The organism is Micromonospora sp. CNZ285, assembly GCF_004637285.1.
Map to the genome: position 1 here is coordinate 2365764 of NZ_SPQD01000001.1, position 20334 is coordinate 2386097.

Here is a 20334-nt window from a genome sequence, read left to right on the forward strand (position 1 = left end):
GGAGGCCCAGCATGTACGGAGCCGAGCTGGCCGACGTGTACGAGGCCGTCTATCGCAGCCGCGGCAAGGACTGGAACGCGGAGGCACTGTTCATCGCCGAGCTGATCCGGGACCGGTTCCCGGCGGCGGACTCGCTGCTCGACGTCGCCTGCGGCACCGGGGCCCATCTCGCCGGTTTCGCGAAGCTGTTCGGCCGGACCGAGGGCCTGGAGTACGCCGAGGCGATGCGTGCGGTCGCCGAGCGCCGGCTGCCCGGGGTGCCACTGCACGCCGGCGACATGCGCGACTTCCGGCTGCCCGCCCGGTTCGACGCGGTGACCTGCATGTTCACCGCGATCTCGTACGCCGGCACGCTGGCGGGGATGCGCGCGACGGTCCGCTGCATGGCCGCGCACCTGGTGCCCGGCGGGGTGCTGGTGATCGAACCCTGGTGGTTCCCCGAGAAGTTCATCGACGGCTACGTCTCCGGCGAGGTGGTGCGCGACGGTGACCGGACGATCGCGCGGGTCTCCCGGTCCACGAACGAGTCCGGCGTGACCCGGCTGGAGGTCCGCTACATCGTCGCCTCGGCGGCCGGCATCACCCAGTTCACCGAGGTCGACCGGCTCGCGTTGTTCACGCTCGACGAGTACCTGGGCGCCATCGAGGACGCCGGCTGCGCCGCCGAGTTCCGGCCGCCGGACCCGTCCGGCCGGGACGCCATCGTCCCGACCGGACGGGGGCTGTTCGTCGGCGTCAAGAGGGCCTGACGGCCGGACGGTGGCGCCGGTGCTCGGCGGTGAGCCGTTCGAGCAGCGGCACCACCTCGACCGGGCTGGGCGTGGCGACCGCCTCACGGCGCAGCCGGGCGGCGTTCTCGGCGTACGACGGCTGCTCCAGCAGCGCGACCACGCTCTCCCGGACCGCGCTCGCGGTGACCTCGGTGAGGCAGATGCCGGCCCCCTGCTCGGCGAGCCGGCGCGCCTTGTCCGCCGAGTCCCAGATCTTGGAGGGGACGACCAGCTGGGGCACCCCGCGTGCCAGCGCGGTCGACATGGTCCCCGAGCCCCCGTGACTGATCAGCGCGGAGCAGGTCGGCAACAGCGCGTTGAGCGGTACGAAGTCGACCGCCCGCACGTTCGCCGGCAGCGTGGGCATCGACGCCAGCTGCCGGGTGTCGAGCGTCGCGACTACCTCCACGTCCAGATCGGCGAGCGCCTCCAGCAGGTCGCGGATGGACACCTCGTCCCCACCCTGCACCTCGCGGTGCGACAGCCCCAGCGACAGACACACCCGGCGACGCTTGGGCCGTTCCCGCAGCCACTCCGGGACACGCGACGGCCCGTTGTAGGGGACGTAGCGCATCGGCACGTACGGCAGCCGGGACGGGAACCGCATCCAGGCCGGGGTCGGGTCGACGGTCCACTGACCCAGCACCATCTCCTCGGCGAAGCCGCCGGTGATCCCGTACCGGTCGAGCAGGCGGTCCAGCCACTCCCCCAGCGGGTCGTCGCGCCGCTCCCGCGGCAGCCGGCCGAGGTGCTCGGTGAACAGCTCCCGCATCCGCGCGACGTGATCCAGGCCGAACAGCAGCCGGCAGTGCGCCGCCCCGACGGCACGGGCGGCCACCGGCCCGGCGAACGTCATGGTGTCCCAGACCACGAGGTCGGGCCGCCAGTCCCGGGCGAACCGCACCAGGTCGTCGACCATCGGGTCGGGGCACTGGTTCTGGAACACCACGGCGGTCATCGCCGTGAACGTGCCGAGCAGGTAGTCCGGGGTGAGCAGCTCGGCGCGGGTCTCGGTGAGGTCCAGGCCGCCGCCGTCGTCCTCGGCCTCCGGCGGCTCCTCCGCGGCGAGGCCCTCCTCGGTCTGCCGCATCCCCTCCTCGAGGTTGAGCGCCGGCCCCACCGGCACCGCGGTGAGGCCGGTGTGGGTGATGTCGTCGGCGAGGTCGGGCTGGCTGGCGATCCGGACCTCGTGGCCGGCGGTGTGCAGCGCCCAGGCCAGCGGCACCTGGGAGTACATGTGCACCTTGGCGGCGAACGTGGTGAACAGGACTCTCATCGGGACGACCTCCGGTACTCGCCGGCGAGTTCCTCCAGCACGGGCACGATGTGGTTGGGGCTGGGCGTACCGGCGATCTCCCGGCGCAGCCGGTCCGCCTCGGCCGCGAAGGACGGCTCGCCGAGCAGGCGGCTCAGGGCGGCCGGCAGTTCACCGCCGGAGAGCCGGTCGATGTCCCGGACGTACAGGCCCGCGCCGCGGGCCTCCAGGCGGCGCGCCGTGTTGATCGAGTCCCAGACCATGTGCGGGACGATGAGCTGCGGCACGCCGTGACGCATCGCCGTGGTCAGCGTGCCGGAGCCGCCGTGGTGCACGACCGCGTCGCAGGTCGGCAGCAACACGTCCAGCGGCACGAAGTCGACGATCCGCACGTTGTCCGGCACCGCGGACAGCGCACGGGTCTGCGCGGCGTTCAGCGTGGCGACCACCTCGACGTCGAGATCGGCGAACGCGGCCAGCAGATCGCCGATGGCGGCCCGGTCGCCGCCGCGCTCGTCGCGGTGCGACAGTCCCAGCGTGACGCAGACCCGCTTCGGCCGGCTCCGCTCGTGCAGCCAGCCCGGCGCCACCGCGCGGCCGTTGTACGGCACGTACCGCACCGGAACGGTGTGCAGGCCGAGCGGAAATCGCAGCGACGGCGGGAACTGGTCGATGGTGAAGTCCCCGACGACCATGTCCTCGGCGAAACCGTCGCAGCCGTAACGCTCCAGGCTGAAGCCCAGCCACTCGGCCATCGGATCGTCGCGCAGCGCCGGCGGCCGCCGGGCCAGGTGACCGGTGAACGCGGCCCGCATGTTGCCGACGATGTCCAGGCCGTACAGCAGCCGGGCGTGCGCGGCGCCGCTCGCCCGGGCCGCCACCGCGCCGGCGAAGGTCATGGTGTCCCAAACCACCAGGTCCGGCTGCCAGTCCCGGGCCAGCGCGACCAGGTCGTCCATCATCGACTCCGGGCACTCGTTCTGGAACACCATCGAGGTCATCGCGGTGAAGACCTTGAGCGTGTGGTCCCAGGTCAGCTCGGCCGGGTCCTCCTCGCTCATGTCGAGACCCACCTCGGCCTCGTCCTGCGTGCGGTTGGCGTCGTCGCCGACGTTGTCGTTGACCACCTCGATCTGTTCCTCGAGGTTGAGCGGGGCACCCACCGGCACGGCGGTCAGCCCGGTGGTGGTGATCAGGTCGCAGAGGTCCGGCTGGCTGGCCAGGTAGACCTCGTGGCCGGCGTTGTGCAGCGCCCACGCCAGCGGTACCTGGGCGAACATGTGGGTCTTGGCGGCGAACGTGGTGAACAGGACACGCATCATCGGCTCCCGCGGTGTTCCTCGGTCAGGTTCTCCAGGGCCCCGACGAGGGCGTTCGGGGTGGGCATGCCGCGCATCTCGGTACGCAGCCGGGCCGCGCCGGCGGCGAACGACGGCTCGCTCAGCAGGCGCTCGACGTGGTCACGCAGGTCCCCTGCCGTGACCCGGCCCGGGTCACGGAGGTAGAGGCCGGCGCCGGCCGCCTCGACGGCGCGTGCCTTGGCCATGCTGTCCCACATCAGGTTCGGCACGATGAGCTGCGGCACGCCGTGCGCCAGCGCGGTCGCGTAGGTGCCGGATCCGCTGTGGTGCACCACCGCCGCGCAACTGGGCAGCAGGGCGTTCAGCGGCACGAAGTCGACCACCCGGACGTTCGGGGGCAGCGGCGTCTCGGGATCGAGCTGGTGCTCGTCGAGCGTCGCCACCACCTCGACGTCCAGTCCGGCAAGCGCGGTCAGCAGCTCCACCGGCGACGTCTGATCGCCGAGGGCGGTCTCCCGGAACGAGGCGCCGAGCGTCAGGCAGACCCGGGGACGTTTCGGCGGTTCCCGCAGCCATTCCGGGATCACGGCCGGACCGTTGTAGGGCACGTAACGCATCGGCACGTAGTGGGCGTCGACGTCCAGGCGCAGCGAGGCCGGCAGCGGATCGACGGTCCAGTGGCCGAGCACCATGTCCTCGGTGAAGTCGCCGGCGCCGTACCGGCTGAGGGTCCAGCCCAGCCACTCGCCCAGCGGATCGTCGCGCAGCTCGGGCGGCTGCTGCTCGCCGAGCCGGTTGAAGGTGGCCCGCATCCGGCCGACCAGATCGGGGCCGAACAGGATCCGGGCGTGCGCGGCGCCGCAGGCCCGGGCCACGACCGGGCCGGCGAACGTGAGCGGATCCCAGAGCACCAGATCCGGCCGCCAGTGCCGGCCGAACGAGACCAGGTCGTCGAGCATCGCCCGCTGCGCGTGCTCCTGGAACGTCACGGCGGTCATCGCGCTGAAGACGTGCAGCACGTACTCCCGCGTGAGCCGCTCCGGCCGGTCCTCCGACATGTCCAGCCCGACGTCGGCGGGCGTCATCCGGCCGGACATCACGTCGCCGAGGATGCCGTCGAGCTCGCGCATCCCGCCCTCCAGGTCGAACACCTCGCCCACAGGCGCCGCGGTGAGTCCCGCCCCGACGATGTCGGCGGTGAGGTCCGGCTGGCTGGCGACGCATACCTCGTGGCCGGCGGTGTGCAGCGCCCAGGCCAGCGGCACCTGCGTGTAGAGGTGCGCCTTGGCGGCGAACGTGGTGAACAGGACTCTCATCGGTACCGCCCCCGGTTCTCCTCGGTGAGCCGTTCCAGCACGGGAACGAGGTCGTTCGGCGCGGGCTGGGCGAGCATCTCGTCGCGCAGCCGCCCGGCGGCCGTCCGGAACGACGGCTCGGTCAGCAGCCGCACCACGCGCTCGCGCAGCGCCGCCCCGGTCAGTTCGGCCATCGGCATGGTCAGCCCGGTGCCGAGCCGTTCCAGCCCGGCGCCCATCACCTCGGTGTCCATGCCGAAGCCGAGGATGACCTGCGGGATGCCGTGCAGCTCGGCGTTGGCCTTGGTGCCGATCCCGCCGTGGTGGACCACCACGGCGCAGGTCGGGAGCAGGTCGTTGAGCGGCACGAAGTCGATCAGGCGGGCGTTGGCGGGCACGTCGGTGACGGTGGCGCGCTGCGCGTCGGTGACCGTGGCCACCACCTCGACGTCCAGGTCGGCGAGCGCGGCCAGCAGATCGGTGAGCACCTCGCCGCGGAGGAAGTCGGCGACCCACTCGGAGACGCCGAAGGTGAGGCAGACCCGGGGCCGGGCGGGCGGCTCACGCAGCCAGCCGGGCACGACCGCCGGCCCGTTGTGCGCCACGTACCGGACGCCGACGGTCCGGTGTCCCGGGTGCAGCCGGACGCTCGGCGCGGTGGAGTCGATCGTCCACTGGCCGGTCAGCAGATCCTCGGTGAAGTGGCCGTCGGCGCCGAGCCGATCCAGGCTCCACGCCAGCCACTCCGCGGCCGGGTCCTCCCGGTGTGCCGGGTGCTGCTCGTCGCGCAGCCGACGGAACTCGCGGCGTACCCGCATGGTCACGTCGGGCCCGGCGACGAAGCGGGCGTGCGCGGCGCCGACCGCCCGGGCCACGACGCCTCCGCCGATCGTGTACGTCTCCCAGACGACCAGGTCCGGACGCCAGTGCCGGGCGAAGGCGGTGAGCTGGTCCAGCATCCCGTCGTTGTTCATCACCGCGTCGTGCGACGGCACCATGACGTGCTGGAGGGCGAGCAGGTTCGGCCACGTCCACCGGGCCGGGTCGGCGCCGGCGAAGTCGAAGTCGCGGACGAAGACGAAGCCCTCCTCGTGGAACTCGCGGAGCAGGGCGAGGTCGCGCGGGTCGGTGACGCTCCACTCCGGCGCCTCGATCGGTACGGCGGTCAGGCCGGTACGGGTGATGTCGTCGGTCAGAGCGGGCTCGCTGGCGATCCGGACCTCGTGCCCGGCGGCGCGGAACGCCCAGGCCAGCGGCACCAACGGGTAGAAGTGCGTACGGTGTGCCAGCGTGGTGAACAGGACCCTCACGAGACCTCCTCCCGGCTGACCAGGCGGGCCGGCAGGCTCAGTAGACGCCGGGTCACCGGCGCCCGGTAGGCGCGCACCGCGTTCCCGGTCCGCTCCGCCCGGGCGAACCGGCCGGTCAGGGCGGTGAGCGCGGCCACGGAGACGGCGCGGGCCATCGGCAGCAGACGCGCGAACGGGGCTCCCGGCACGGGGGCGACAGCCCCGGAGTGCGGCCGGAACTCCTCCGGCCGCTCGTACCGGTCCGGATCCCGGCCGGCGCCGGCCAGCAGCAGGACGATCTGCTCCCCGGCCCGGACGGTCTGTCCGGCGAGTTCCAGGTCCGCGCCGGCGACCAGCGGATACGCGTCCACGGGCGGATCGAGACGCAGCGTCTCGGCGACGACGTGGGCGGCGTGCCCGGGGCATTCGCCGAACCGGTCCCACTCGGCGGGGTGGTCCAGCACCCGGTTCAGGGCGTTGCCGAGTAGCGTCGACGAGAGGGTCGCCCCGAGGGTGGCGACGAGCAGCCGGCCCGGATCGTCCAGCCGCCGGTCCAGCTCGGCGACGGAGTCCAGCATCGCGGTGGTGGCGGCGAGCGTCTGCGCGCAGAGCACCGCGTCGGCGAGCGGGCCGGTGGCGTCGGCCGGGAGACGCAGTTCCGCCTCGGGCACCGCGAGCACGTCCGAGAGCAGCGCGGCCGGCAGCCGTGCCGCGAGCGCGGGCACCAGGTCCACCTCGGTGGGCAGCTCGGCCACGACAGCCGCCGCGACGGAGCCGGCGAGCTCCGCCGAGTCGACACCGGAGGGTGGCTCCGCGTGCAGCAGGGCCGCGGGCAGCGGCAGGGGGCGCTGCGGCGCGTACGGTCGTCCGGCGTGGGGCGGCTCGAGCAGCGGATGAGCAAGCGCCGCGACGACGACGTCGTGCCGCGCGGACACCCAGCCACCGCCGCGAGCCGCCACGACGGCCCCCGAGCGCCGTATCCGGTCGACCGCCCCGGTCACGTCACCGAATCCCCGTAATGCCTCGGCGCACGGCGCGCCGGAGGTCGCGTACAACCATTGGACTCCGTGCACGATCTGCAGTCGGCGCCCGATCTCGGCCCTTTTCCGGACCGTTTCCACCGCTTCTCGGAAATGAGTCACGAAAAAACGCTAGCAATCTCCGGAATAATTCCCTTAGAGGATCACTGAAGGGCCGGAGATCAATATGACCGGGCGTTACCCAGGCCCGACGTCCGAATGATGTCACCGAGCGGACGACCTGCGGAAAGATGGTCGTCACCCATGTCATCGGCATTGAGCACCGCCTGGTGCAGGCGCTGGATCTGCGGCCCCGGCTCCAGGCCCAATTCGTTCACCAGGTCGCTGCGCAGCCGGTGGAAGACCTCCAGCGCCTGAGCCCGTCGTCCACTGAGGTAGAGCGCCCGCATGTACTGGGCGTGCATGCCCTCGTGCAGGGGGTTCTCCACCGTGAGCGCGGCCAGTTCGGTGAGCACCTCGCGGTACATGCCCAGCCGCAGCTCGGCGTCCACGAGGTACTCCAGCACCACCAGCCGGGACTCCTCGAACTGCCGCCGCTTGGACTCCAGCACCGGCCCGGCCGGCACGTCCACCAGGGCCGGGCCACGCCAGAGCCGCAACGCGTCGGTCATCCGCCGGACGCCGGACCTGTCGTCTCCCGCGCTCAGCGCCTCCCGCCCCTCCTTGACCAGGTCGTGATACCGATGGACGTCGAGCTGGCCGGCGTCGGCCTGCAGGAGGTAGCCGCCCGCCTTGGTGACCAGGACGCTGCGGGAGACCTGCCCGGAGGGCATGCCGGTGGCCGCGGCGAAGAGCTTGCGCAGGTTCAGGATGTAGGTCTGCAGGGTGGTGAGTCCGCTCACCGGCGGCTGATGGTCCCACAACTCGCGGATCAGCGAGGAGACCGGCACCACCTGCCCGGAGTAGACCAGCAACATGGCGAGGACCCGCCGCAATTTCGGTGCAGTCGGCGCGTGATTCAACCCGCCATTAACACAGAATGACAGTGAACCGAGAACACCGAATTCGACGACATGCTTGACCACTTGCTGAACCCCCCACAGTCCAGTTGGGAAACATACATCGGTCCCGATCGACCCTACCAGTTGGACACAGACCGCGACAGGGTATTCACCGCTGCGCAACCAGTCCTGTCAATTGGACCCCCAAGACGCTGCGGAAACGCCCCGGACCCTGAGATATCGCTGTGTATTCACGACCTGCCGAACTCCGCGTGTTAATGTCGCAGTACATAGGTAGCCGTAGATGTGGTAATGACCTCGGAGGCGCTGTCGACGACCACCGCGCGGGTGGTGGCGACCCGGCTACCCCGCACGCGCCGCACGCCGGTCAGCCGTACCGCGACGCGCAGCAGGTCACCGGCCACTATCGGCCGGTGGTGACGGAAGTCCTGACCCGCGTGCACCACGTGGTCCGGATCCACGGCGGGCGCCAGCCCGCCCAGCACCAACAGGTCCGCCGGCAGCGTGAGCACGGCGGCGAAGCTCGGCGGTGCCACGAGATCGGGGAACCCCCGCCGGCGTGCCGCCATGAGATCATGGCAGACCGGATCCCGTTCCCCGAGGGCCGCGGCGAACACTCGCACCTGTTCCCGGCCCACCAGGTACGGCCCGTCGACCGGGAACCGCCGATGTGTCCCGGTGCCGCCGTCGGTATCCGGACCGCTCATGGCAGCATGACCACCTGGGCGGCGTAGGTCAGACCGGCACCGAAGCCGACGAGCAACGCCGGTTCGCCGGAACGGGCCGCGCCGGCATCCCGCAGGCCGTGCAGGGCGAGCGGGATGGACGCCGCCGAGGTGTTGCCTGCGGTGACCAGGTCGCGCGCCACCGCCACGGAGTCCGGCAGCTCGAGCCGCTGCACCATCAGGTCGATGATCCGTGTGTTCGCCTGGTGCGGGACGAAGGCGGCCAGGTCCTCCGGTACGACGCCGGCCAGCTCCAGTGCCCGCTGCGCCGCCGGTGCGACCTCGTCGACCGCCCAGCGGAAGATCCGCCGACCGTCCATCCGCATGACGGGCGGGAGACTACTCGGATCGGCCCGGAAGTCCGCCCACGAACCGGTCATCCGCAGCGCCGCGGCCATGTCACCGTGCGCGCCACGCACCACCGGGCCCAGGCCGGGACGGTCGGACGGCCCGACCACCACGGCCCCCGCGCCGTCGGCGAAGAGGAACGCGATCGACCGGTCCGCCGGATCCACGATGTCGGTCATCCGCTCCACCGCGACCACCAGGACGTGCTCCGCACTCCCCGCACGGACCATGTCCCCGGCCACCGCGAGCGCGTGGCAGAACCCCGCGCACGCCCCCGACAGGTCGAACGCACCCGCCGCCACGGCGCCCACCCGGTGCGCGACCGTCGCCGCCAGCGGCGGGGTCTGCACGAGGTTGGACATGCTGGCCAGCACCACCGCACCGATGCGCTCCGGCGCGACGCCCGCCTCGGTCAGCGCGGCGCCGGCGGCCGCCTCCGCCATCGCCGGGAGTGTCTCGTCCGGCGCCGCGAAGCGCCGGCTCCGGATACCGGATCGGCTCTCGATCCACTCCTCGGTGGAGTCGATGCGCGTGCAGATCTCCGCGTTCGACACCACCCGGCGCGGCCGGTATGCGCCGACCGCCGAAAGCCTGGCGTGTCGCATGCTCGGCGTCCGCAGTGATGAGATCACTTGGACACAGTCACATAACGACCTCAAGGAGTAGTCGAGGAACCGTCCGAGTGTCGCCAGACCCGGCTTCGACCGTCGCTCGAGCCCATCCCACCAGCCTCGGAGCATGCGCCAATTCACCATCGAGGACCTACGGGCGATCATCGAGGAGTGCCTCGGGGGCGAGGACACCGCCGCCGTCACCGAGGCGACGCTGCACGACCGTTTCGACGATCTCGGTTTCGACTCGCTGGCCCTCTACGAGATCGTCACGCGCATCCAGGACGGCCTGCACGTCACCATCCCGGACGAGGCGGTCGACCGGCTGCGGACCCCGGCGGAGGTCCTGGAGTACGTGAACGGCCGGCTGGCCGGCGTCTGAGAAGGGACACCACCACGACATGACCACCTACGTCTGGGACTACCTCGCGGAGTACGAGAAGGAGCGCGACGATCTCCTGGCCGCCGTCGACTCGGTGTTCCGGTCCGGCCAGCTGGTGCTCGGGCAGAGCGTGCGCGGGTTCGAGGAGGAGTTCGCCGCGTACCACGGTGTCGCGCACTGCACGGGCGTCGACAACGGCACCAACGCGGTCAAGCTCGGCCTTCAGGCGCTCGGCGTCGGGCCCGGCGACGAGGTCATCACGGTGTCCAACACCGCGGCGCCGACAGTCGTGGCGATCGACGGCGCCGGCGCGACCCCGGTGTTCGTCGACATCGATCCCGTCACCTACCTGATGGACACCGAACAGGTGGCCGCGGCCGTCACCGAGCGGACCCGCTGTCTGCTTCCGGTCCACCTCTACGGCCAGTGCGTGGACATGGCGCCCCTGCGGCGGCTCGCGAGCCGGCACGGCCTGGCCGTACTGGAGGACTGCGCGCAGGCACACGGCGCCCGCTACCACGGCCGGCTGGCCGGCACCCTGGGCGACGCCGCCGCCTTCTCCTTCTACCCCACCAAGGTGCTCGGCGCGTACGGCGACGGGGGCGCGGTGATCACCGACGACGACTCGGCACAGCGCGCACTGCGGCGGTTGCGCTACTACGGCATGGAGGAGCGGTACTACGTCGTCCAGACGCCGGGGCACAACTCGCGGCTCGACGAGGTGCAGGCCGAGATCCTGCGGCGCAAGCTGCGGCGCCTGGACGACTACGTCGCCGGCCGGCGGGCCGTGGCGGACCGGTACGCCGAGGGCCTGGCCGACAGCGGCCTGGTGCTGCCGACCACCGCCCCCGGCAACGACCACGCCTACTACGTGTACGTGGTCCGGCATCCGGCGCGGGACACGATCCTGGCGGAGCTGCGCAAGCACGACGTCCACCTCAACATCAGCTACCCGTGGCCGGTGCACACCATGACCGGCTTCGCGCATCTCGGCTGGCCCCAGGGCAGCCTGCCCCACACCGAGGCGGCGGCCCGGGAGATCTTCTCGCTGCCGATGTACCCATCGCTCCCGACCGACGTGCAGGACCGCGTCATGGAGCTGATCCGCAAGACGATCGCGCAGCTCTGACCCCCGTACCCCTGCGACCTCCGGCGCCCCACGGCGCCGGAGGTCGCAGCCGTCAGGCCGAGGTCAGGCTGTGCAGGCAGGCCACCAGGCTGCGCGCCTGGACGTTGAGGTAATGGCTGTGCCGCAGCAGGTCGACCAGCTGGTGCAGGGTCATCCAGCGGAAGTCCGGCAGGTCGCCCGCGGCGTCCACGTCGGTCTCGACCACCAGATACCGGTTGCGGGCGTGGTGGAACCGGCCGCCCTCCTCGGACAGCTCGGTGTCGAACCGGATCCGATCGGGCCGCGCGGCCAGCACGTCGTCGAGGAACCGGGGACGCTGGTCCGACGGCAGCGGGTCGAAGTTCTGCGGGATGCACTGCACCGTCGGCGCGAGCTCGACGGCGTCCACGAAGCCGGGTTCGGCGCGGGCGTTGACGAGGACGTGCAGCACCCCGTCGAACACCCGGGCCAGGAATGCCACCACACCCACACCGTGCGGCTCGATGGCGGGCTGGCGCCAGTGGGCGACCTCCCGGCCGGCGGCCACCACGTCCAGCCCGATCACGTCGAAGTAGAGCCCGTTGACGTGCGAGATCCGCCCGTCCACGCGCTGCCAGGACCGCACCTGCCGCAACGGGATCCGCCGGGTCCAGACGTCCCGGCCGGTACGGCTCTCGGTGATCCAGCTGAGGATCTCGCCCGTGGTGTGCAGGCTCCCCTTCTCGGGACGGCACGAGCGCAGCAGCGCCGACCGGAAGTCGTCGCGCGGGCCGGTCTGCCTGTCCGCCAGCCCGGGGGCGGCGAACGGCAGGCAGGAGAGCACCGTGCGGGCGTCCATGGTCACCATGTTGTCCACACGGAAGGACCGGTGGATCTCTCCCAGCGTCATCCAGCGGAACCCGTCCAGCACCGGCACGTCGCCGGTCACCTCGACGACCATGTTGCGGTTGCGCTTGTGCTGGAACCACGATCCCTGCTCGGACTGCCGTACGTCGGCGATCACCCGGTGCCCGCCGCTGCGCTGGAAGTACTCCAGATACGGCACCGCCTTGCCGCCGTGCACCCGGGTGTAGTTGCTGCGGGTCGCCTGGACCGTCGGCGCGAGCTGGAGCCCGTTGCAGTTGCCGGGCTCCGCCTTCGCCTGGATCAGGAAGCGCAGCACCCCGTCGATCTCCTTGGCGAGGATGCCGAGGATGCCCACCTCCGGCTGATTGATGATCGGCTGGCTCCACCGGGTCACCGGCCCGTCCGGCATGTGCACGTCCAGGCCCTCGACCGTGAAGAACTTGCCGCTGTCGTGCCGCAGGTCGCCGGTCGCCGGGTCGGTGTGCCAGCCGGTCATCTCCTCCAGCGGGATGCGCCGTGCCCTGGTGAAGGACCGCTCGCCCAGCTCGGCCAGCCACTGCCGGAGCCGGGCGGCCTCCCCCGGATCCCCGGCGGGCGTCAGCGACGAGTCGGCGATCCGGGCCGGCATCAGTTCGTCGCGGTACGGCAGCAGGCGGTGCTCGGTCACGTGGACTCCGATCCCCACATAGCGCTCAACGATGCGGCCAGGCCGATGCGCGGCCGCCACTTGATCAGCTGTTCGGCCCGCCGGATGCCGGCCAGTGTCCAGTCGCCGCCCTTGCTGTCGACCGGCTGCGCGACCAGGCGGACCCGGGCCGGCGGGATGCCGGCCGCGGCGACCGCCATCCGTACCAGCTCGCGCATGGGCACCGCCTCGCCCCGTCCGATGTTGACCACCTGGCCGGTCACTGCCGCGTCGGTGGTGGCCGCCCGCCGGATCGCGTCCGCGGCGTCGCGCACGTCCAGATAGTCCCGGTGGGCGGAGGCGACGGTCAGTTCCAGCACGTCGTCACCGGCGACAGCGGCCCGGAGCCGGCGCAGCAGGAAGCCCGGGAAGCTCGGCTCGGCCGGGTACGGACCGCACAGGTTCACCGCCCGCAGCACCACGCCGTCGATCTCGCCGCGCGCGGTCGCGTCGAGCACCGATCGCGAGCCGGCGAGCTTCGTGCGCGCGTACTCGGTCACCGGGGCCGGCGGGACCGACTCGTCGATCACCGCGCCGTCGGGCACCGGGCCGTACTCGTGGATCGTGCCGAGGTGCACCAGCCGCGGCCCGCGGGCCGCGGCCGCGACGGCGCGCACCAGCCGGCCGGTCAGGCCGATGTGGTCGTGCCGCATCGCCTCCGGCGTACTCCCCCAGCCCCCGGTCACGTTGACGACGACGTCGCACCGTTCCTCGTCGAGTACGCGGGCCAGCCGTTCCGGGGGCACGGACGCCAGGTCCAGGGACCGGAACCGGTACGCCGCCAGGTGCGACGCCGGCCGGCGGGAGACCGCGACGACCGGGTGGCCCGCATGGGCGAACGCCGCGCACACCTGCCGGCCCACGCAGCCGCTCGCGCCCATGACCGCGACCCGGCTCACGCTTCCCACACCGCCTTCTCCGCCCGCCGGCAGGTCTCGTAGTCCGGCAGCAGGCCGGCGCGACGCGCCTGCTCCAACGTCATGGCGGCGCGGTCGCGCTCGGACTGCACCGGCTCGATGTCGGTGGGCACGGGCAGGCCGAGCGCCGGATCGAGCGCCGCGATCGACTGCTCGTACTCCGGCACGTACGGGTTGGTGAGCAGGTAGGACATGACGGTCTCGTCCTCGAGGGCGACGAACGCGTGCCCCACCCCGACCGGCAGGTAGAGCGCGCGGAAGTCCTCCTGGTCCAGCAGGACCGCGTCCCACTCGCCGTACGTGGGCGAGCCCACCCGGATGTCGACCACGATGTCCATGGAGCGGCCGCGCGGGCAGTAGACGTACTTGGCCGTGCCGGGCGGTGTGGTGGTGAAGTGCACCCCGCGCACGACGCCACGCCGCGACCGGCTGTGGTTGGTCTGCGCCACCGGCAGTGCCGGATGCCCGGTCACGGAGCGGAAACCCTGCTGCTGGAAGGGCGACACGAACAAACCGCGATCGTCCGGGAACACGTCCGGGACGAACTCGTAGGCGCCGGATACCGACAACTCGCGTACCTGCATGTCGAAGTCTCCTCGTCAGTCCTCGAGCGCGGTGCGGCTCAGGAAGTCGACGCCGTCGGCGTACGTGAAGGGGTGCATGAAGGAGCCGGCGCGCGCGTCCCGGGCCAGCCGGGCCAGCGGGTGACCGGCCACGAACGACGCTCCTCCGACAAGCGTCATGCAGTCGCCGACGATCTCCGGGGCGAGCCGGTTGACCATGAGCTTCGCGCGCTGGAACGAGGTCATGAGCCGCCGGCCCCGCACGGCCGGCTCCCCGGCGGGCGGCGCGTCGGCCTCCGCCAGGGCCAGGGCCGTGGTCGCCCGCGCCGCCTGCAGCTTCGCGTCGACCTCGACGATCAGGGTGCGGGCGCCGGCCTGCCCGGAACCCCGCTGCCGGACGGTCGCCACGGCCAGGTCCCGGGCCGCGCCGGCGATACCGAGGTAGATGCCGAGCATGGTGATCGAGCTGACCGTCTGACCGGCCAAGGCGGCGTCGTCGCGGTCGCCGACCGGGCCGCGGAAGAAGACGTCGCGCTCCGGCACCACGCAGTCCTCCATCAGGATGTCCACGCTGCCCGAGGCGCGCATGCCGAGCCCGTCCCAGTCGTCGCACACGGACAGCCCCGGGGTGTTCCGGTCGAGGACCACCGCGACCTGCTCCGGCTGCGCCCCCGGCACCTTGGTGCGGGCCGAGATGACGAAGGTGGTCGCGATCGGCGCCATGGTCGCCAGCATCTTGCGGCCGTTGAGCACCCACTCGCCCGGCTCGCCCGGGGTCAGCCGGCTGACCACCCGGTGCGCCACCGCGTCCTTGACCGTGGTGCAGACCACCGCCTCACCGGAGCCCATCGCCCGCAGCATCCGCTCGGCCAGAGCGGCGGCCGCCGGGGCGCCGTGCCGCCATTCGTAGGTCAGGGTCAGGGCCCGGCTGAGCTGCATGTGCAGCGCCAGCGCGGCGGAGCCGTCGGCCGCGCCGACCCGCCGCAGCGTCAGTGCCACGTCGTGCAGGCTGGTGACGCCGAGCCCGCCCAGCTCACGCGGCACTGTCGCGCCGAGCACTCCGTCCTTGCGCAGGTTCTCGAACGCCTCCGCCGGGAACGTGCCGGCCCGGTCGTGCGCGGCCGCGCCGGCGCTGATCTGCGGCAGATGCGCGGAGATCAGTCGGAGCAGCTCGGCGCCCGGGGCGGTCACCGGCTGGTCGAGGTCCCCGGCCCAGGGCCGGCTTGCGGTCTCCATCACCATCGCGCACTCCGTCGTCGCAGGTTCGCCGATCTCCCTGCGATGGTCGGCGCTCGGAATCCAGCCCCACTCGAAATCCGCTACCGGGCGGCGACGAGTGAAGCTCCAATGCTTTTCGAGCCGGCACGCCGACCATCGTGGCGGTACGGGCAAACGGAGGTGATCGTGCGGCTCATCGATCTGTCGTCACCGGTGGACGCGTCGGGGTTCGAACCGGATCCGGTCCGGCACGAGGTGCTCGACCCGCGCGCCGGCGCACTGCACATGAGCGCGGAGATGCGGACCCACCTGGGCATCGACTTCGACCCGGACGAACTGCCCGACGGCGAGTTCCTGTCGCTGGACACGCTGACGCTGACCACACACACCGGCACGCACGTGGACGCGCCGTCGCACTACGGCTCGCGGGCCGGCTACGGCGACGGCACCCCCCGGCACATCGACCAGATGCCGCTGGACTGGTTCGTCCGGCCCGGTGTCGTGCTCGACCTGACGGGGCACGGCACCGGCACGGCGGGCGTCGACGACCTCCGGCGCGAGTTCGAGCGGATCGGACACACGCCGCAGCCGTACGACATCGTGCTGCTGCACACCGGCGCCGACCGCCGGGCCGGCACCCGTGAGTACTTCACCGAGTTCACCGGGCTGGACGGCCCGGCGGTGCATCTGCTGCTGGACCTCGGCGTCCGGGTGATCGGCACGGACGCGTTCAGCCTGGACGCGCCGTTCGGCGACATCATCACCCGGTACCGCCGCACCGGCGACCGGTCCGTCCTCTGGCCGGCCCACTTCGCCGGCCGGGACCGCGAGTACTGCCAGATCGAGCGGCTGGCGAATCTGGACGCGCTGCCGGGGCCGACCGGCTTCCAGGTGGTGTGCCTCCCCGTCAAGATCGCCCGCGCCGGCGCGGGGTGGGCCCGTGCGGTAGCCGTCGTCGGCGACTGACCGCGAGCAAGGAATCGACCCCCGAGCGAGGAGAGAGCAACATGTGTCGCATCTGCGGGAGCACCGTCGGCGAGTTCTTCGACTTCGGGCGGCAGCCACTGTCCGACACCTTCCCGGAACCCGACCGGGTGGACGACGAGTTCTTCTTCCGGCTCGCGGTGGGCATCTGCGAGAGCTGCGCCATGGTCCAGCTGCTGGAGGAGGTGCCCCGGGACCGGATGTTCCACGACGGCTACCCGTACCACTCCTCCGGCTCGGCCCGGATGCGCGAGCACTTCGCCGGCACCGCCCGGCGCTTCCTGCGCGAGGAGCTCACCGCCGACGACCCGTTCATCGTGGAGATCGGCAGCAACGACGGCGTCATGCTGCGCACGATCCGCGACGCGGGGGTACGGCACCTGGGCGTGGAACCCTCGGGCGGCGTGGCGGACCTGTCCCGGGCCGAGGGGATCCGGGTGGTCACCACGTTCTTCGAGGAGGAGTCGGCGCGCCGGATCCGCGCCGAGGACGGCCCGGCCGACGTGATCTTTGCGGCGAACACCATCTGCCACATCCCGTACCTCGACTCGATCTTCCGCGGGGTGGACGCGCTGCTGGCGCCCGGCGGCGTCTTCGTGTTCGAGGACCCCTACCTGGGTGACATCCTCGAACTGAACACGTTCGACCAGATCTACGACGAGCACTTCTACCTGTTCTCGGTGAACTCGGTGCGGGCGGCCGCCCGCCGGTTCGGCTTCGATCTGGTGGACGTGCAGCGGCTCTCCGTGCACGGCGGCGAGGTCCGCTACACCATCGCCCGGCCCGGCACCCGCCCGGTGACCGCCGCGGTGGAGGCCATGATCGCCGAGGAACGCGAACGTGGAATGCTGGATCACACCACCTTCGAGCAGTTCGGCGCCAACGTGAAGCGGATCTGCGGCGACCTGGTCGAGCTCCTGCGGCGCCTGCGCGCGGAGGGCAAGCGGGTGGTCGGCTACGGCGCCACCGCGAAGAGCGCCACCGTGACCAACTACTGCGGTATCGGACCGGACCTGGTCGAGGTGGTCTACGACACCACTGCGGCCAAGCACGGACGGGTCATGCCGGGGTCGCACATCCCGGTACGTCCGGCGAGCGGCCTCACCGAGACCCGGCCGGACTACGCGATCCTCTTCGCGTGGAACCACGAGGAGGAGATCAAGCAGAAGGAGAAGGCGTTCCACGACGCCGGCGGACGGTGGATCACCTACGTGCCGGACGTCCGGATCTCCTGAGCCGGGTTCAGACCTGCGCCCACATGGCGCGAAGTGACTCGCGCGCGGTGTAGCGGGGCCGCCATCCGGTCAGCCGCTGCGCCGCGCGTGTGTCCACCCGGATCCATCCGCCGCCGTGGCTCGGCACGTCCTGCTCGACGATCCGGACACGGGACGCGGGGACGCCCGCCTCCGCGATCAGGCCGTCGACCAGTTCGCGCAGCGGGTGGGCGTGCCCGCTGCCGACGTTGAGCACCTGTCCCTCGACCGGCGCGGACGCCGCGGCCAGCACCGCGCCGGCCACGTCTCTGACGTCGACGAAGTCACGGCGCGCGTCGGCCACTGTCAGCTCCACCACACTCCGGTCCCGCGACGCGGCGCGCAGCCGCCGCAGGACCGCGGCGAAGAACGTCTCCTCCGGCGGGTACGGACCGAACATGTTGGCGCAGCGCAGCACGACGCCGCCGGCCGCCAGCACCGCCATCGAGCAGGCCACCTTCACCATCGCGTACGGGGTGCCCGGGTCGACCGGCTGCCGCTCGTCGAGATCCACGCCGGCCGGGGCCGGTCCGTACTCGTGCACCGTGCCGAGGTGTACCAGCCGGGGCGGATCGTCCATCAGGGAGCGGGCCTCGGCCAGGCGCTGCGCCACGCCCAGGTGCGATCGCAGCATCTCCGCGCGTGTCGGCCCCCACCGGCCGGCCGCGTTGACCACCACCCGTACGTCGTGGGACCGCAGGAACCGGGCCAGCTCGACGGCGTCGTCCGCGGCGACGTCGCGGGCGACGAACGGGTACGGCCCCACCCGGGCCGTGTGGCCGCGCGCCACCGCGAGAACCTCCTGGCCCGCCTCGGCGAACCGCGCGCAGATCTGCCGTCCCACCGACCCGGTCGCACCGATCACCGCGATACGCGACATGCCGACTCCTTCGCCGATTCCCCGGCGGCACCCCGCCGCGGGACCGACCGTAACGAGCCGGACGAACGCCGACAACCGCTGCCTAACGCTTCTCGACCGGGCTTGGATCAGGGCCCTAATCGCGCTCTATAGCGTTCGCCGCGTATCGACTACTGGAGGATTGCAGATGCGGATCGAGCCATTGGGCCTGGCGGGTGCGTACCTCGTTCGGCCCCGGATTTTTCCGGACCGCCGCGGCCTCTTTCTCGAAATCTTCAACCAGCCCGACTTCGCCGACGCCGTCGGCCATCCGTTCGAGATGGCCCAGGTCAATTGTTCGTCGTCGCGGCGCGGCACGGTCCGGGGGCTGCACGGCGTGGCCATCCCGCCCGGCCAGGCCCGGTACGCCACATGCGTGCGCGGCGCGATCGTCGACATCGTGGTGGACACCCGGATCGGCTCACCCACGTTCGGCGAGCACGTGCCGGTACGCCTGGACGACGAGGAGCGGCAGGCGCTGTACCTGGCGGAGGGTCTGGTGCACGGCTTCGCCCCGCTCACCGACGAGGCGACGGTGGTCTATCTGTGCTCCAGCACCTACGACCCGGCGGCGTCCTTCCAGATCAACCCGTTCGATCCGGCCCTGGACCTGCCCTGGCCGCGGCACGGCGAGCCGGTCCTGTCCGAGCAGGACCGGCTGGCGCCGAGCCTGGCCCAGGCGGCCGAGCAGGGGCTTCTCCCCACCTGGGCGGACTGCCAGGCGCTCGGCGCGCAGCGCCTGAGCCGGGCCGGCCGGGCGACGGAGGTGCTGCGATGATCCCGCTGTTCCGGGTGCCCATGTCGGTCCAGGCGCCGGGTGCGGTCGCCGAGGTGGTGGCCAGCGGGCAGGTCGGCCAGGGTGCCCGGGTGGCCCGGTTCGAGGCCGAGCTGGCGGCCCGCATCGGCAACCCCCGGGTGGCGACCGTGAGCAGCGCGACCGCCGGGCTGCACCTGGCGCTGCGGCTGGCCACCGACGGCGAGCCGGGCGGTGAGGTCCTCTCCACCCCGATGACCATGGAGGCCACCAACTGGACGATCCTGGCCAACGGGTTGGACATCCGCTGGGTGGACGTGGACCCGGCCACGCTCAACGTGGACCTGGACGACCTGGCCGGCAAGATCACCCGAAACACCCGAGCGATCATGGTGGTGCACTTCGCCGGCTACCCGGTGGACCTGGACCGGTTGCGCGCCGTCCTGGACCGGGCCGAGGCCGAGCACGGCGTACGCCCGGTGGTGATCGAGGACTGCGCACACGCCTGGGGCGCGACCTACCGGGGTGTGCCGCTGGGCAACCACGGCAACGTGTCGGTCTTCAGTTTCCAGGCGGTCAAGCACCTCACCTGCGGTGACGGCGGCCTGATCACGCTCGCCGACGACGAGTCGCACCGCCGGGCCACGCTGCTGCGCTGGTTCGGCATCGACCGCTCGGTGGACCGGCTGCGGACGCCGCCGGACGTGACCGAGTGGGGCTACAAGTTCCACATGACCGACATCAACGCCGCCATCGGCCTGGCCAACCTCGCCTACTCCGACGAGGTGGTGGCGCGGCACCGGGCCAACGCGGCGTACTACGACAGCCGGCTGGCCGGGGTCGCGGGCGTCGAGCTGACCGAACGGCGCGACGACCGGGAGAGCTCGTTCTGGATCTATCCGCTGAAGGTGGCGGACCGGGCCGGTTTCGTCAGGCGGATGACCGAGGCCGGGATCACCGTGAGTCAGGTGCACGCGCGCAACGACGCGCACACGTGCGTCCGCAAGTACGCCGCGCCGCTGCCGGGCGTCGACGACGTCGACCGGCGGCTGGTCTGCGTCCCGGTCGGCTGGTGGGTCGGCGACGAGGACCGGGAGAAGATCGCCGACACGATCCGGGCGGGGTGGTGA

20 protein-coding genes are annotated in these 20334 nt (G+C 71.9%); 7 read left to right on the top strand and 13 right to left on the bottom strand.

Annotated features, from left to right (window positions below; all coding sequences use genetic code 11):
* The first annotated feature begins 11 nt into the window (after positions 1 to 11).
* Positions 12 to 749, top strand: a complete 738-nt coding sequence (locus tag CLT75_RS10925) for a class I SAM-dependent methyltransferase (RefSeq protein ID WP_135240697.1) — start codon at positions 12 to 14, stop codon at positions 747 to 749.
* On the opposite strand, the gene CLT75_RS10930 is transcribed toward CLT75_RS10925, so the two are convergent.
* From CLT75_RS10930 to CLT75_RS10965, 8 genes are all read right to left on the bottom strand, one after another.
* The gene (locus CLT75_RS10930; RefSeq protein WP_135240698.1) at positions 736 to 2046 is read right to left on the bottom strand and encodes an activator-dependent family glycosyltransferase; all 1311 of its coding nucleotides are present in this window, start codon (positions 2044 to 2046) and stop codon (positions 736 to 738) included. The genes CLT75_RS10925 and CLT75_RS10930 overlap by 14 nt on opposite strands.
* Positions 2043 to 3344, bottom strand: a complete 1302-nt coding sequence (locus CLT75_RS10935) for an activator-dependent family glycosyltransferase (RefSeq protein WP_135240699.1) — start codon at positions 3342 to 3344, stop codon at positions 2043 to 2045. Before CLT75_RS10935 ends, CLT75_RS10930 begins: the two co-directional genes overlap by 4 nt.
* Positions 3344 to 4642 carry an activator-dependent family glycosyltransferase gene (locus tag CLT75_RS10940; RefSeq protein WP_135240700.1) on the bottom strand — a complete coding sequence of 433 codons (1299 nt, stop codon included), beginning with the start codon at positions 4640 to 4642 and terminating at the stop codon, positions 3344 to 3346. Before CLT75_RS10940 ends, CLT75_RS10935 begins: the two co-directional genes overlap by 1 nt.
* Positions 4639 to 5931, bottom strand: coding sequence for an activator-dependent family glycosyltransferase (locus CLT75_RS10945; protein WP_135240701.1), 1293 nt, complete (start codon positions 5929 to 5931; stop codon positions 4639 to 4641). The genes CLT75_RS10940 and CLT75_RS10945 overlap by 4 nt, the downstream gene beginning before the upstream one ends.
* Positions 5928 to 6845 (bottom strand): cytochrome P450, encoded by a 918-nt coding sequence (locus tag CLT75_RS10950; protein WP_135240702.1) that lies wholly within the window; start codon positions 6843 to 6845, stop codon positions 5928 to 5930. Before CLT75_RS10950 ends, CLT75_RS10945 begins: the two co-directional genes overlap by 4 nt.
* 266 nt (positions 6846 to 7111) lie before the next feature.
* Positions 7112 to 7975 (bottom strand): AfsR/SARP family transcriptional regulator, encoded by an 864-nt coding sequence (locus CLT75_RS10955; RefSeq protein WP_318334529.1) that lies wholly within the window; start codon positions 7973 to 7975, stop codon positions 7112 to 7114.
* A gap of 191 nt (positions 7976 to 8166) precedes the next feature.
* Entirely contained in the window at positions 8167 to 8619 is a 453-nt protein-coding gene (locus tag CLT75_RS10960) for an FAS1-like dehydratase domain-containing protein (protein WP_135240704.1), read from the bottom strand.
* Positions 8616 to 9590, bottom strand: a complete 975-nt coding sequence (locus tag CLT75_RS10965; protein WP_135240705.1) for a beta-ketoacyl-ACP synthase 3 — start codon at positions 9588 to 9590, stop codon at positions 8616 to 8618. The genes CLT75_RS10960 and CLT75_RS10965 overlap by 4 nt, the downstream gene beginning before the upstream one ends.
* A 133-nt stretch (positions 9591 to 9723) precedes the next feature.
* Here CLT75_RS10965 and CLT75_RS10970 point away from each other — a divergent pair, with 133 nt between their 5' ends.
* Both CLT75_RS10970 and CLT75_RS10975 read left to right on the top strand, forming a co-directional pair.
* Complete coding sequence (locus CLT75_RS10970) at positions 9724 to 9978, top strand: phosphopantetheine-binding protein (protein WP_135240706.1); 255 nt, start codon at positions 9724 to 9726, stop codon at positions 9976 to 9978.
* 19 nt (positions 9979 to 9997) lie between these two features.
* The gene (locus CLT75_RS10975) at positions 9998 to 11107 is read left to right on the top strand and encodes a DegT/DnrJ/EryC1/StrS aminotransferase family protein (RefSeq protein WP_135240707.1); all 1110 of its coding nucleotides are present in this window, start codon (positions 9998 to 10000) and stop codon (positions 11105 to 11107) included.
* A 52-nt stretch (positions 11108 to 11159) separates the two neighbouring features.
* Here the strand turns inward: CLT75_RS10975 and CLT75_RS10980 are convergent, their stop codons facing one another.
* From CLT75_RS10980 to CLT75_RS10995, 4 genes are read right to left on the bottom strand one after another with little or no spacing between them, the layout of a single operon-like run.
* Entirely contained in the window at positions 11160 to 12599 is a 1440-nt protein-coding gene (locus CLT75_RS10980) for an NDP-hexose 2,3-dehydratase family protein (RefSeq protein ID WP_209310308.1), read from the bottom strand.
* The gene (locus tag CLT75_RS10985; RefSeq protein ID WP_486485125.1) at positions 12596 to 13525 is read right to left on the bottom strand and encodes an NAD-dependent epimerase/dehydratase; all 930 of its coding nucleotides are present in this window, start codon (positions 13523 to 13525) and stop codon (positions 12596 to 12598) included. Before CLT75_RS10985 ends, CLT75_RS10980 begins: the two co-directional genes overlap by 4 nt.
* A complete protein-coding gene (locus CLT75_RS10990; RefSeq protein WP_135240708.1) occupies positions 13513 to 14118 on the bottom strand; it encodes a dTDP-4-dehydrorhamnose 3,5-epimerase family protein in 606 nt (201 codons plus the stop codon). Before CLT75_RS10990 ends, CLT75_RS10985 begins: the two co-directional genes overlap by 13 nt.
* 15 nt (positions 14119 to 14133) lie before the next feature.
* Entirely contained in the window at positions 14134 to 15339 is a 1206-nt protein-coding gene (locus tag CLT75_RS10995; protein ID WP_135240709.1) for an acyl-CoA dehydrogenase family protein, read from the bottom strand.
* Positions 15340 to 15501: 162 nt separating this feature from the next.
* Between CLT75_RS10995 and CLT75_RS11000 the strand changes: the two genes are divergently transcribed.
* Positions 15502 to 16281, top strand: a complete 780-nt coding sequence (locus CLT75_RS11000; protein WP_135240710.1) for a cyclase family protein — start codon at positions 15502 to 15504, stop codon at positions 16279 to 16281.
* Positions 16282 to 16322: 41 nt separating this feature from the next.
* Complete coding sequence (locus CLT75_RS11005; RefSeq protein ID WP_135240711.1) at positions 16323 to 17534, top strand: class I SAM-dependent methyltransferase; 1212 nt, start codon at positions 16323 to 16325, stop codon at positions 17532 to 17534.
* Positions 17535 to 17541: 7 nt separating this feature from the next.
* Here the strand turns inward: CLT75_RS11005 and CLT75_RS11010 are convergent, their stop codons facing one another.
* Positions 17542 to 18432: an NAD-dependent epimerase/dehydratase family protein gene (locus CLT75_RS11010; RefSeq protein ID WP_135240712.1), complete on the bottom strand. Its 891-nt coding sequence runs from the start codon at positions 18430 to 18432 to the stop codon at positions 17542 to 17544.
* Positions 18433 to 18598: 166 nt separating this feature from the next.
* Between CLT75_RS11010 and CLT75_RS11015 the strand changes: the two genes are divergently transcribed.
* Positions 18599 to 19228 (top strand): dTDP-4-dehydrorhamnose 3,5-epimerase family protein, encoded by a 630-nt coding sequence (locus CLT75_RS11015; protein ID WP_209310309.1) that lies wholly within the window; start codon positions 18599 to 18601, stop codon positions 19226 to 19228.
* Positions 19225 to 20334 (top strand): DegT/DnrJ/EryC1/StrS aminotransferase family protein, encoded by a 1110-nt coding sequence (locus CLT75_RS11020; protein ID WP_135240713.1) that lies wholly within the window; start codon positions 19225 to 19227, stop codon positions 20332 to 20334. Before CLT75_RS11015 ends, CLT75_RS11020 begins: the two co-directional genes overlap by 4 nt.